Raw genomic sequence first — 12,976 nt, forward strand, 5'->3', positions numbered from 1 at the left:
GCGCGGGAGCGCGTGATGCGACAAGCCTATGAGCCGGGCGTGCGGTGGCGGAACCGCTCGGCCCGCGCGTCGGGAAGTCCGCCCACCGGGCCAATTCTCCTGGTAGAAAAGGGGGCTGACGAACCGTCAGCCCCCTCGTGCACCGGCTATGCTGCTGCGCGCCCGGGCCCCGCCGCACCGCCCGGCCCGCCCGTGCCGCCGTTCCGCCGTCCCCGTCCCAGACCGTATTGAGGATGCTGATGCTTCGAGCCGGATCGTCACCAGGAAACCGGCTGCCCGCAGCCGTGCTCGTCGGCCTGCTGCCCGCGGCGGTGATCGGCGCGGCGGTCGGCCTCGCCGTCGCCGGCGCCCCCGGGCGGGCCGCGGCGATCCTCTGGTGCGGCCTGGTCGGCGCGGCGGCCGTGGCGGTGGCCGGGTTCGAGGCGGTGCGCCGCGGCCGCGCGCTGGAACTGGCCCAGGAGGACACGGCCCGCCGGGAGGAGGAACTGCGCCACCGGCTGGCCCGCCAGCAGGCCGGCATGCTCCAGCTCGCCAAGCAGGAACTGCCCGCCGCCGTCGCCCGCCTCCAGGGCGGCGAGTACGTCACCGACGTGCTCCGCTCCTACGAGCAGCAGCACGTCCCCAACGCCGGCGACGACTTCCACGACGCCCGGCTCGCCGTGATCCGCTCCGTCCTCGACGCGGTCGACAACGAGGAGGCGATGCGCGAGTCCGCGCAGCGCGCCTTCGTCAACATCGCCCGCCGGGTGCAGGCCATCGTCCACCGCCAGGCCGTCGACCTGCGGCAGATGGAGGACCGGCACGGCAACGACCCGGCGGTCTTCGACGACCTGCTGGTGATCGACCACGGCAACGCCCTGATCGGCCGGCTCGCCGACTCCATCGCCGTCCTCGGCGGCGCCCGCCCCGGCCGCCAGTGGAACAACCCCGTCCCGCTGTACAGCGTGCTGCGCGGCGGCATCTCCCGCATCCTCGACTTCCGCCGGGTCGAACTGCACCCGGTCTCCGAGGTCGCCGTCACCGGCCCCGCCGTCGAACCGCTGATCCACGCCCTCGCCGAACTCCTCGACAACGCCACCCGCTACTCGCCGCCGCAGACCGACGTCCACCTCACCGCCGTCGAGGTGCAGACCGGCATCGCGATCGAGATCGAGGACGGCGGCCTCAGCCTCGGCGAGGAGGGCCGGGCCCGGGCCGAACGGATGCTGGAGGAGGCCCAGTCCGGCATCGACCTGAACGACCTCGGCGAGACCCCGCGCCTCGGCCTCGCCGTGGTCGGCCGGCTGGCCCGCGCCTACGGCTTCCAGGTCTCGCTCCGCCCGTCCGCGTACGGCGGCGTCCGGGCCGTGCTGATCGTCCCGCAGCGCTACATCACCACCGCGCCCGCGCCCAGCCGCGCCCACGGCATCGGCCGGATCGCCGGCAGCGCCCCCACCGTGGTCCCGCCGCGCCGGATGGAACCCGAGGGCGAGCCGTACCGCGGCCCCGTCGTCCCCGCCCCGGCCGCCGTCCCGGCCCACGCCCCGGCGCCCGCCGCGACCCACACCCCCGCGGGCGGTTTCGCCGCCGCCGCGGCCTTCCCCCGGACCGGCACCCACCCGCGCGCCGTGCCGGCCCCCGCACCCGCAGCAGAGGACGACGTGCCCGTGGTCGTCGAACGCACCGCCAACGGCCTGCCCCAGCGCCGCCGCCACGCCGCCCCGCCGCGCTTCGGCGCCGAGGCCCCCGCGCCCCGGGCGGCGCAGGCCCCCGAACCCGCCCCCGAGCCGGTCCAGCCCGGCCTGTGGCTGGCCGCCTTCACCGACGGCGTCAACGGCCACCAGCCGTCCGCCGGCGGGACCGGCGGCCGCCACGCCAGTGAAGAGTCAGCAGGGAAAGGCGAGAAGTGATTCAGCAACGGACCAACATGGACTGGATGCTCAGGGACCTCGCGGAGAGCGTCCCGCACGCACGGCACGCCATCGTCCTGTCGGCCGACGGACTCCGGCTGGCCCAGTACGGCACCGACCCCGACACCGCGGACCGGCTGGCCGCCGCCTGCGCCGGCCTGCAGAGCCTGGCGCACGCCGTGGGCCACGAGTTCCCGCACGGCGACGGCCGGATGCGCCTGGTGGTGATCGAGGTCGGCGGCGGCTTCTTCTACCTGATGGCGGCCGGCTCCCGGGCCTTCCTCGCGGTCCTCGCCGACGAGGGCGTGGACGCCGGACTGGTCGGCCAGCGGATGCGCGACCTGGTCGCCCGGATCGGCGAACACCTCACCACGCCCGTCCGCAACGGCGAGCAGATCGCGTGATTCGGGCGACCCGACCCGACGGACCGCCGGGGGGCTGTCCGGCCGCGGAGCCGACGGAGCGTCGGACGCGCGGCCCGGCAGCGGGTCCGACGGGGCACCGGGCCGACCGTCCGAAGAACCCGCCGGCCGCCGGCCGCAGCGAGGTGCGGGGATGAGCGACCAGGACTGGGCGGACGCCAACCCGGAGCGGCTGTACGTGATCAGCCGTGGGCGCGGCCGGAAGGCCGGCGCCGCCGGGTTCGACCTGGTGACCCTGATCGTCGCCCGCTCCCGCCCCGAACCCACCATGCAGCCCGAGCACGCCGCGATCCTGCGGATCTGCGGCTCCCCGCTCTCGGTGGCCGAGATCTCCGCGTACCTGCGCCTGCCGAACAGCCTGGTCACCGTCCTGCTGGCCGAACTGCTCGCCGAGCGCAGGATCGAGGCCCGGGCTCCCATCCCGCGCGCCGTCCTTCCCGACCTTTCCCTGTTGGAGGCAGTGATCCATGGACTTCAGCGGCTCTGAACCGGTGCGCGGGCCGCGCGAGGCCGAACTGCTCCCGGCCACCATGGCCAACGCCGTCAAGGTGGTCATCGTCGGCGGCTTCGGGGTCGGCAAGACCACGCTGGTCGGCTCGGTCAGCGAGATCCGCCCGCTGACCACCGAGGAGACCATGACCGAGGCCGGCGCCGGCGTCGACGACCTGGCCGGGGTGGAGCGCAAGAGCTCCACCACCGTGGCGATGGACTTCGGCCGGATCACCATCAGCGACGAACTCGTGCTGTACGTCTTCGGCACCCCCGGCCAGGAGCGCTTCTGGTTCCTCTGGAACGGCCTGTTCGAGGGTGCGCTGGGCGCGGTCGTCCTGGTCGACACCCGCCGCCTGGAGGTCTCCTTCGACGTGCTGGGACGGCTGGAGGACCGCGGCGTCCCGTTCGTGGTCGCCATCAACTCCTTCCCGGAGTCGCCCGGTTACCCCGTCGACGAACTGCGGGCCGCGCTCGACCTGCCGCACCACGTCCCGATCGTGGCGTGCGACGCCCGCTCCCGGGAGTCCAGCCGCGACGTCCTGATGGCCCTGATGCGGTACCTGTACGCGCTCGCCGCCCAGCCCGTCGGCTGACCCCCCCGTCACCCCGTCCGCCCGCACCGAGCCTTCCCCCGGAGTCCCCCCGTGACGTACGAAGAACCCGCGTACGACCCGTACGCGCCGCAGCCGGGCGCCGCCGTCCCGCCGCCCGGCTGCCCCGCCCACCGCGGCACCGCCGCCCCGCAGCGCGACCCGCTGCTCAGCCTGTTCGGCCCCGAGGCCGAGGCCGACCCGGCTGGCTTCTACGAGAAGCTGCGCACCGAGCACGGCGAGGTCGCCCCCGTCCTGCTGCACGGCGACCTGCCCGCCTGGCTGGTCCTCGGCTACTCCGCCAACCTCACCGCGATGCGCACCCCGTCCCGGTTCTCCCGCGACTCCCGGCGCTGGACCGAGTTCCAGGAGGGCCGGGTCGCCCAGGACTCGCCCGTCCTCCCGGTGATCGCCTGGCAGCCGACCTGCTCCTTCGTCGACGGCGAGGAGCACCGCCGGCTGCGCACCGCCGTCACCGACGGCCTCAACAGCTTCGACCGGCGCGGCATGCGACGCTACGTCACCCGCTTCGCCGACCAGCTGATCGCCGACTTCGGCAACAGCGGCCGGGTCGACCTGGTCTCCCAGTTCGCCGAGCACCTGCCGATGCTGGTGATGACCCAACTCGTCGGCATGCCCGAGGAGTACGGCCCGCGCCTGGTCGAGGCCGCCCGCGACCTGGTCCGCGGCACCGAGACCGCGTACGCCAGCAACGAGTACGTGGTCGAGTCGCTGCGCCGCACCATGGAGCGCAAGCGGGCCGAACCCGGCCCCGACCTGGTCACCCGGCTGATCGAGCACGCCTCCGCGCTCACCGAGGACGAGGTGCTGCAGCACCTGCGCTCGGTGCTGCTCGCCGCCAACGAGACCACCAGCAACCTGATCTCCGAGACGCTGAAGATGGTCCTCACCGACCGGCGCTTCCGGGCCCACCTGTCGGGCGGTCAGATGACCCTGCCGGACGCCCTCGACCAGGTGCTGTGGGACTCGCCGCCCTTCATGCTCGTCCCCGGCCGCTGGGCGACCGGGGACACCGAGCTGGGCGGCCGGGTCATCAAGGCCGGCGACATGCTGCTGCTCGGCCTGGCGGCCGGCAACGCCGACCCCGCCGTCCGGCCCGACCTCGACACCCCGCTGTTCGGCAACCGCTCGCACCTCGCCTTCGGCAGCGGACCGCACGAGTGCCCCGGCCAGGAGATCGGCCGGGCCATCGCGGAGACCGGCATCGACATCCTGCTGACCCGGCTCCCCGACCTCCAACTCTCGGTCGGCGAAGAAGAGTTGGTCTGGCGCGGAAACTGGATGTCGCGCCATCTGACCGCCCTCCCGGCCCGCTTCACCCCCCGGACGGCCCTCCAGCCCCAGGCCCCCACCGCCAGCACCACGGCCCCCGCCATCACCACCCCGCCCCCGGCCGCCGTCCACATCCCGGCCCAGCCCACCTACGTGCCCCCGCCGCCCCCTTCGGCCCCGCCGACGGCCGCCGTCCCGGCCCAACGGCGCGGCTGGTGGGCGAAGCTGCTGGCCAAGCTGGGCATGTAGGAGCCCGGGGAACTTCTCGGCAGGCGGGACGGGAGAAATCAGGGGCCCGGGGAACGGCGGGGCCGAGGGGCTGATCGCCGGGACACAGTGGGGCGCTACGGGGCGTCGGCCAAGGACCTTCGGCCCGAAACGGGGTGGCGCTTCGCGGCCCGTCGGTCACCCGCCCCTCGGCACCGCCGTTCCCCGGGCCCCTGGAGCTTCGCTCCCCGGCCCCTGCGTGGAAACGCCGCACCCGCCCGGGACCCTCCCCCACAGGGGGTCGCCGGGCGGGTGCGTGGTTCGGTGCTACTGCTGCTTACTTGCAGGCGCCGAGGTCGTCCCAGACGCCCCACTGGCCGGTGCTGCCGGGCTGTTCGCCCTGGGTCCACCACTTGGCGCGCCAGTTGTGGCCGGCGTAGGAGATGGTCTCGCCGCCGTTGTAGACGCGGCCGGAGTCCCAGGCCGGGGCGGTGCAGGTGCCCGTCCCGCCCGTGGTGCCGCCGGTGGTGCCACCGGTCGTGCCGCCGGTGGTGCCGCCCGTCGTTCCACCGGTGGTGCCGCCCGTGGTGCCGCCGGTCGTCCCGCCCGTGCCGCCGATGTTGACGTCGATGCAGGAGTAGAAGGCGTTCGCGGTGTCGGAGACGTTCCAGACCGCGAGGACCTTCTGGCGGCCGGTGAAGCTGCCGAACTTGACGGTGTGGCTGAGGTCGGCGGGCGGCTGGGCGTTGTTGCCGGGGAACTGGGCGATCAGCGTGGAGCCGATGAAGTACTGCCAGCTCGCCGTGGCGTGGCGGGCCGTCAGGTGCCAGCTGAAGGTCTGGGTGGAGGACACGTTGGTGACCGCCCAGCCCTTGTTGTTGTCGTCGAGTTCGGCGTACTCGGCGTGGCCGCCGCTGCAGCTGGTCAGGCCCTTGGGGCCCTCGACGCTCTGCGGTTCGTACTTGATCTGGCCGCAGCTGACGACCTCGTTGGCGCACTGCGCCTGGCGGCTGGCCGGGTCGGTGACCCAGCCGTGCGCGCTCGCGGTGCCCGCGGACATGGTGAGTCCGAGGAGCGGGGCGACCAGTGCGCCGACGGCGACGGTCACCTTTCTCTTGGTCTGCATCGTTTCCGTGCCCTTCGCAGGTGTGGGGGTGGTCCGGGCCGTCCGGCCGCGCCGGTTTCTGGGGGCACGTCGGACACCGCCGTGGCGCGGGGTGCGATCACGTGCGGAGCCTCCGTGCGACCGGTGCGACAGCTCGGGGAGACGGCCATAGGTCTAGACCGGATACTGAGGGAGACGATAGCGACGTACAGGGCACGGTCAAGTGGTTGGGCGAAATGCGCGCTTACGGATGGGGTATCGACAAGGGGAGTTGACGGTCCGTCACGGCCGGGGGCCCGTCACGGCCGGGGGTCGGCGGCGGCCCGGTCGGCGGTCGGGCGGCGGCGGGCGGCCGGGGCCAGGGCGGGGGACTGCCAGGCGCCGTCGGCCCGGTAGAGGTCGGTGCCGGGCGGGACGATCGCGTCGATCCGGTCGAGCGTCTCGTCGTCGAGGACCAGGTCGGCGCCGTCCAGCAGGCCGGTCAGCTGCTCGGGGGTGCGCGGGCCGATGATCACCGAGGTGACGGCGGGGTGCGCGAGCGGGAAGGCGACGGCGAGTTCGGGCAGGGTGCGGCCCAGCCCCTCGGCGACCTCGATCAGCTGCTCGACGGCCTCCAGCTTGCGGACGTTCTCCGGCAGCGCCGGGTCGAAGCGGTGCGGGGTCAGCGCGGCCCGCCCGCTGCTCAGGTCGATCGTGCCGCCGCGGCGGTAACGGCCGGTCAGGAAGCCGGAGGCGAGCGGCGACCAGGTGAGCACGCCCATGTGGTGCCGCCGGGCCACCGGCAGCACGGTGGCCTCGACGCCGCGGGCCAGCAGCGAGTACGGGGGCTGTTCGGTCCGGAACCGCGGCAGGGCCCGGCGGTCGGCGACCCAGTGCGCCTCGACCAGGTCGGCGGGCGGGAAGGTGGAGCAGCCGAAGGCCCGGATCTTGCCGTCCCGGACCAGGTCGCCGAGGACGGACAGGGTCTCCTCGACGTCCGTGCGGTGGTCGGGGCGGTGGACCTGGTACAGGTCGATCCGGTCGGTGCGCAGCCGGCGCAGGCTGTCCTCGACGGCGCGGACGATCCAACGCCGGGAGTTGCCGCCCCGGTTGGGGCCCTCGCCCATCGGGAAGTGCACCTTGGTGGCGAGCACCACCTCGTCCCGCCGGTCCTGCAGGGCCTTGCCGACGATCTCCTCGGACTCCCCGGCCGAGTACATGTCGGCGGTGTCGACGAAGTTGACGCCGCGGTCGAGGGCGGTGTGCACGATCCGGGCGCACTCCTGGTGGTCCGGGTTGCCGACGGAGCCGAACATCATGGTGCCGAGGCAGTGCGTGCTGACCTCGATGCCGGTGCCGCCGAGTACGCGGTAGCGCATGGTGGTTCCCCTTCTCCGGGCGCCGGGGTCGGCGCGCCGCGGTCACCCTAGGAGTTGGAGTCCGCTCGAAGGCAAGGCACCGGCCCGGACCCTACTCGCGTGTGACATGCCACGCAATACTGACTGAAAATTTGCAGCCCTCTCGTCATGGGAGTCATGCAAGTCTTCTGCCTTTCAGTGCAATCGTATTGACAGATCTTCACCGGAAAGTCCTCAATAGGCAACGCAATCCCACACGTTCCACCATCACCCGACGCCGCCCCCATGGCTCCGGGCCTCCCCCCACCCGAGAGGATCGACCGCACATGCGCCGATTGGCCTGTGCCCTGTCCGCCGCCCTGCTCGTCGCCACGGCCGGCACCGCCGTCGCGATACCGACCGCGTTCGCGGCAGGCGCCCCCGTACCGACGGCCGTCGCGGCGACCGCCGGCCCCTACGTGCTCCAGGCCGAGAACATGGCCCTCACCAACTTCTCGACCGAGACGGTGAACCACAGCGCCTACGGCAACCCGGTCGAGACCACCACCTACGCCAAGGGCGTGGCCGGGCAGACCAGTTCGGCCCGCTCCACGTTCTCCGGCACGGCCGGCACGTACGACCTGATCACCCGGTACAACGGCATGACCGCCAACGGCGTGTCGTACCGGCTCGCCGTCAACTCCGTGCAGGTCGACGGCTGGTCGAACAACCAGCGCTGGGGCACCGACTACACCGACCCCAAGAACATCGACACCCGCACCAGCAGCAAGGTCGACCTCAAGCCGGGCGACACCATCGAGCTGACCGCCGTCTCGGCGGGCGAGGTGCCGCGGATCGACCGGATCACCGTCCAGCAGTACGTGGGCGCGCCGACCAGCACGCTGACCATCAACTCGCCGAACAGCACGCTGAACGACGGCTTCAACTGGGGCAAGAACCGCGCCCTCGGGATGACCTTCTACCCGGGCAACCCGATGATGGGCCACGAGCCCGAGTGGTGGCGCCTCCAGAACGCCGACCACAGCACCGTGCAGCCCGGCTACTGGGGCGCCTACACCAGCCGCGAGTCGTACTACAACCGCGACATCTCGCACCAGTCGGACGGCGCGCACGCCCTCGGCCTGGACGCCCAGACCTACAGCATGCTCAAGACCTTCGCCGCCGACGCCTCGGCCCCCGGCCAGAACGGCTGGCCGCTGTGGGCGCACAGCCCCACCGGCGCGATGTACTACATCGACGGCACCGGCTTCCGCGAACTGCCCTCGCCGTTCAACCTGATGGCCAAGGCGTACAAGCAGTACCAGTGGACCGGCAACGCGGACTGGATCAACGACCCCACGCTGTCCGCGTACTACGACTCCACCATGGGCTCGTTCCTGGCCAACCACGAGGTCAGCTGGAACGACGCCAACCCGGCCGCCGACCAGCCGGTGGCGAAGAAGCAGAACGGCGAGTACACCGCCACCTTCTTCGAGTTCCCGAACGAGAACCTGGTCTCGGCCGGCGACTCGCTCGGCTACCAGTACCAGTCGATGGTCGCCTACGCCGCCATCCTCAAGGCCAAGGGCGACACCGCGGGCAGCGCCACCTGGACCGACCGGGCCCAGCGGCTGCGCTCCTACTTCGAGGCCAACTGGTTCGACTCCGCCAACAACCGCTACTACCGCGGCAAGGACGCGGCCGGCACCGGCTACAGCAGCTGGGGCCACGAGGCCAGCTTCCTGATGATGCTCACCGGCCTCGGCGACCAGGGCCCGCGGACCAGCAACTACCTCGACTTCATCGCCGCCAACGACAACGACCTGAACGTCGAGGCGACCTCCTACCTGCCGGAGATGTTCTACCAGTACAACCGCTCCGCCGAGGGCTGGTCCTGGCTGAAGAAGCTGATGACCGGCCGGGACAGCTACCCGGAGATCTCCTTCCTCGCGGTCAGCAGCGTCGTCGACGGCATGATGGGCGTCCAGCCCGACGCGCCGAACGGCAAGGTCGCCACCGTCTCCCGGCTCACCGCGGACACCCCGTACGTGGAGCTGGACCACCTCAAGGTCGGCGGCAACGACCTCAAGCTCAAGCACAACGGCACCACCGCCTCCACGCTGACCAACAACAGCGGCGGCAGCATCACCTGGGAAGCCCAGTTCTACGGCACCCCGTCGAAGATCACCGTCAACGGCGTCGCGCAGACCCCGCAGACCAAGACCCTCTACGGCCAGACCGTCTCCTACGTGAGCGTGCCGGTCGCCCCCGGCGCCACCGTCACCGCCGACGCCGGGAGCACCGCCGTCGACAGCGCCGCCCCCAGCGCCCCCGCCGGGCTGACCGCGGCCACCGTCGGCACCACCACCGCCGACCTGAGCTGGAGCGCCGCCACCGACAACGTCGGCGTCACCGGCTACAACGTGTACCGCGACGGCGTCCAGGTCGCCACCACCACCGGCACCACCTGCAGCGCCACCGGCCTGGCGCCGGCCACCTCCTACGCCTACACCGTCAAGGCCGTCGACGCGGCCGGCAACCTCTCCGGCGCCAGCAACACCGCCACCGTCACCACCGGCGCCACCGGGGCCGCCACCGACCTCAGCGACGTGCCGTGGGCCAGTGCCCGCAGCGACTTCGGCAGCATCCAGCGCGACCGCAGCGTCGACGGCCGCACCCTGACGCTGAACGGCACCACCTACCCCAAGGGCCTCGGCACCCACGCCAACGGCTCGATCACCTACAACCTGAACGGCGGCTACACCCGGTTCCGTTCGGACGTGGGCGTGGACGACGAGATCACCGCGAACGGCTCGGTGGTCTTCGAGGTTTGGGGCGACGGCGTCCGGCTGTACCAGAGCTCCGGCGTGATGACGCCGAGCAGCGCCACCCAGTCGGTCGACATCAGCGTCGCGGGCGTGAAGACCCTCGAACTGCGGGTCACCGACGGCGGCAACGGCATCAACAGCGACCACGCCGACTGGGCCGGCGCCAAGCTGATCGCCAACTCGCCCACCCCGCTGGCCAACCTGAACTGGACCAGCGCCCGGAGCGACTTCGGCACCACCCAGAAGGACAAGAGCGTCGACGGCCACCCGCTGACCCTCAACGGCACCGGCTACCCGCGCGGCCTCGGCACCCACGCCAACAGCTCCGTCAGCTACAACCTGAACGGCGGCTACACCCGGTTCCGTTCGGACGTGGGCGTGGACGACGAGATCACCACCAACGGCTCGGTGGTCTTCGAGGTCTGGGGCGACGGCGTCCGGCTGTACCAGAGCTCCGGCGTGATGACGCCGAGCAGCGCGACGCAGTCGGTCGACATCAGCGTCGCGGGCGTGAAGACCCTCGAACTGCGGGTCACCGACGGCGGCAACGGCATCAACAGCGACCACGCCGACTGGGCGGGCGCCCAACTCTCCTGACCCGCACCACAGTTGCCCGGCCCCGGGGCGGTCCGCCGCCCCGGGGCCGGGCGCGTGCTCAGTCTTCGTACGCGCTGGTGCCCTCGTCCAGCAGCGGCGTGTTCGCCGGCCGGGGGTCCTTCAGGTGTGCCGGGGCCAGGGCGCGCAGGCCGTGGTAGCCGAGCAGCGCGATCAGGGTGCCCAGCGCGATGCCGCCCAGCTCGAAGGAGTCGGTGAACTTCAGCGTCACGTTGCCGATGCCGACGATCACGCCCGCCGCGACCGGCACCAGGTGCAGCGGGTTCGTCAGGTCGACCTTGTTGTGGACCCAGATCTGCGCGCCCAGCAGGCCGATCATGCCGTAGAGGACGACGGTGATGCCGCCCAGCACGCCGCCCGGGATCGCCGCGACCACCGCGCCGAACTTCGGGCACAGGCCGAACAGGATCGCGAACCCGGCCGCGCACCAGTACGCCGCCGTCGAGTACACCCGGGTCGCCGCCATCACGCCGATGTTCTCCGCGTACGTGGTCGTCGCCGGGCCGCCGACCGCCGTGGACAGCACCGTCGCCGCGCCGTCCGCCATGATCGCGTCGCCCAGCCGGTCGTCCAGCGGATCGCCCGTCATCTCCGAGACCGCCTTCACGTGCCCCGCGTTCTCCGCGATCAGCGCCACCACCACCGGCAGCGCCACCAGCACCGCCGAGGCCGAGAAGCTCGGCGCGTGCAGCGAGGGCAGGCCGATCCAGTCCGCCCGGCCGACGCCCGAGAAGTCCAGCCGCCAGTGGTCGGTGGCCGCGCCGCCGCCCACCGCGGAGTGGATCTGCCCGAAGACCCGGTCGAACAGCCAGGACACCGCGTACCCGAACACCAGCCCCAGGAAGATCGCGATCCGCGACCAGAACCCGCGCAGCACCACCAGCGCCAGACCGGTGAACACCATCGTCAGCAGCGCCGTCCACTGGTCCTGCGGCCAGTACGTCCCCGCCGCCACCGGCGCCAGGTTGAAACCGATCAGCATCACCACCGCGCCCGTCACCACCGGCGGCAGCACCGCGTGCACCACCTTCGCGCCGAAGCCGCGCACCACCGCGCCGCACGCCGCCAGCACCGCGCCCACCACCAGCAGCGCGCCCGTCAGCGTCGACGCGTCCCCGCCCTGCGTCTTGATCACCGCGGCCACGCCGACGAACGACAGGCTGGAGCCCAGGTAGGACGGAATCCGACCCTGCGTCACCAGCAGGAAGAACACCGTCGCCACGCCCGACACCATCACCGCGAGGTTCGGGTCCAGGCCCATCAGCACCGGCGCGACGAACGTCGCCCCGAACATCGCCACCACGTGCTGCGCCCCGAGCCCGACCGTCCGGCCCCAGGACAGCCGCTCGTCCGGCTTCACCACCGCCCCGGGCCGCGGGGACCTCCCGTCCCCGTGCAGCTTCCACCCGAACGCGACCTTCATGGCGCTCCCACTCCTCCACCAGCACGAATACCGTCGCGCCATGATCCCCCACCGCCCCCGGGGCGGGAACGCGGGACGGCCCGCCCCTGCCGGGTGGCGGGGGCGGGCCGTCGGTTCGTCGGGTGACGAGGGGTCAGGCGAAGGTGTTGGTGGCCCAGAGGGCGTTGCCGATGCCTTCGCCGCCGTCGCTCCGGTAGACGACGAGGTTGCCGTCGTCCTGGAGCTTGAGGAAGGCGTAGTTGTTGCCGGGGGTGTTGCTGGACCAGACGGCGCCGCCGATGCCCTCGCCGCCGCCGTTGCGGTAGACGACGGCGTTGCCGTCGTTCTGGACCTTCAGGCTGGCGTTGAAGTTGCCGGCGGTGTTGGAGGACCACATGACGGCGTTGTCGCTGTTGCGGTACAGGACCAGGTTGCCGTCGTTCTGCATGATCAGGTAGTTCACCTTGCCCTGGAGGCGGCGGTTGGGCGTCAGCCCGGTGCCGTTGCGCAGGGTGGCGGTGGTCCAGACCGTGTCGACGGTGTTCTCGGTGCCGGTGTTCTTGTAGACGTTCAGCCGGCCGTCGTCCTGCAGCTTGAGGTAGGCGCCCCCGTACTGCCAGGTGCCGGTGTGCCAGAGCGGCGAGTTGTCGGACTTGCACAGGACGCTGTTGCCGTCCGGCTGGACGACCAGGTAGGCGCCGTTGTTGCCCCAGGTGTTGCTGTCCCAGACCGGGACGCCGTCGCTGCGGCGGTACTCGACCAGGTTGCCGTCGCTCTGCATCTCCAGGACCGAGCTCTGCGACTGGGCCCAGTGTCC

9 protein-coding genes and 1 pseudogene are annotated in these 12,976 nt (G+C 72.2%); 6 read left to right on the top strand and 4 right to left on the bottom strand.

Annotation, left to right across the window (positions count from 1 at the left end):
- The first annotated feature begins 239 nt into the window (after nt 1-239).
- The 5 genes from ACIQBJ_RS34000 (at nt 240) to ACIQBJ_RS34020 (ending at nt 4,935) form a co-directional block, all read left to right on the top strand.
- Nucleotides 240-1,889 carry an ATP-binding protein gene (locus ACIQBJ_RS34000; RefSeq protein WP_400718546.1) on the top strand — a complete coding sequence of 550 codons (1,650 nt, stop codon included), beginning with the start codon at nt 240-242 and terminating at the stop codon, nt 1,887-1,889.
- On the top strand, nt 1,886-2,293 hold the full coding sequence (locus ACIQBJ_RS34005; protein ID WP_400718530.1) for a roadblock/LC7 domain-containing protein: 408 nt from the start codon (nt 1,886-1,888) through the stop codon (nt 2,291-2,293). Before ACIQBJ_RS34000 ends, ACIQBJ_RS34005 begins: the two co-directional genes overlap by 4 nt.
- 151 nt (nt 2,294-2,444) lie before the next feature.
- Nucleotides 2,445-2,798 (top strand): DUF742 domain-containing protein, encoded by a 354-nt coding sequence (locus ACIQBJ_RS34010; protein WP_400718532.1) that lies wholly within the window; start codon nt 2,445-2,447, stop codon nt 2,796-2,798.
- Complete coding sequence (locus ACIQBJ_RS34015; protein ID WP_400718533.1) at nt 2,779-3,396, top strand: GTP-binding protein; 618 nt, start codon at nt 2,779-2,781, stop codon at nt 3,394-3,396. The genes ACIQBJ_RS34010 and ACIQBJ_RS34015 overlap by 20 nt, the downstream gene beginning before the upstream one ends.
- A 51-nt stretch (nt 3,397-3,447) precedes the next feature.
- Nucleotides 3,448-4,935, top strand: coding sequence for a cytochrome P450 (locus ACIQBJ_RS34020; RefSeq protein ID WP_400718535.1), 1,488 nt, complete (start codon nt 3,448-3,450; stop codon nt 4,933-4,935).
- Between the two features lie 295 nt (nt 4,936-5,230).
- On the opposite strand, the gene ACIQBJ_RS34025 is transcribed toward ACIQBJ_RS34020, so the two are convergent.
- Together ACIQBJ_RS34025 and ACIQBJ_RS34030 are read right to left on the bottom strand one after the other, a co-directional pair.
- Complete coding sequence (locus ACIQBJ_RS34025; RefSeq protein WP_400718536.1) at nt 5,231-6,019, bottom strand: lytic polysaccharide monooxygenase; 789 nt, start codon at nt 6,017-6,019, stop codon at nt 5,231-5,233.
- A 278-nt stretch (nt 6,020-6,297) separates the two neighbouring features.
- Complete coding sequence (locus ACIQBJ_RS34030) at nt 6,298-7,356, bottom strand: aldo/keto reductase (protein ID WP_400718537.1); 1,059 nt, start codon at nt 7,354-7,356, stop codon at nt 6,298-6,300.
- A gap of 305 nt (nt 7,357-7,661) precedes the next feature.
- On the opposite strand from ACIQBJ_RS34030, the gene ACIQBJ_RS34035 reads away from it, so the two are divergent.
- The gene (locus ACIQBJ_RS34035) at nt 7,662-10,739 is read left to right on the top strand and encodes an NPCBM/NEW2 domain-containing protein (RefSeq protein ID WP_400718538.1); all 3,078 of its coding nucleotides are present in this window, start codon (nt 7,662-7,664) and stop codon (nt 10,737-10,739) included.
- A 58-nt stretch (nt 10,740-10,797) separates the two neighbouring features.
- On the opposite strand, the gene ACIQBJ_RS34040 is transcribed toward ACIQBJ_RS34035, so the two are convergent.
- Both ACIQBJ_RS34040 and ACIQBJ_RS34045 read right to left on the bottom strand, forming a co-directional pair.
- Nucleotides 10,798-12,180 carry a uracil-xanthine permease family protein gene (locus ACIQBJ_RS34040; protein WP_400718539.1) on the bottom strand — a complete coding sequence of 461 codons (1,383 nt, stop codon included), beginning with the start codon at nt 12,178-12,180 and terminating at the stop codon, nt 10,798-10,800.
- A gap of 133 nt (nt 12,181-12,313) precedes the next feature.
- A pseudogene (locus ACIQBJ_RS34045) lies at nt 12,314-12,976 on the bottom strand (hypothetical protein); the annotation flags it as partial.

It is taken from the genome of Kitasatospora sp. NPDC088391 (genome assembly GCF_044753345.1).
GTDB lineage: Bacteria > Actinomycetota > Actinomycetes > Streptomycetales > Streptomycetaceae > Kitasatospora.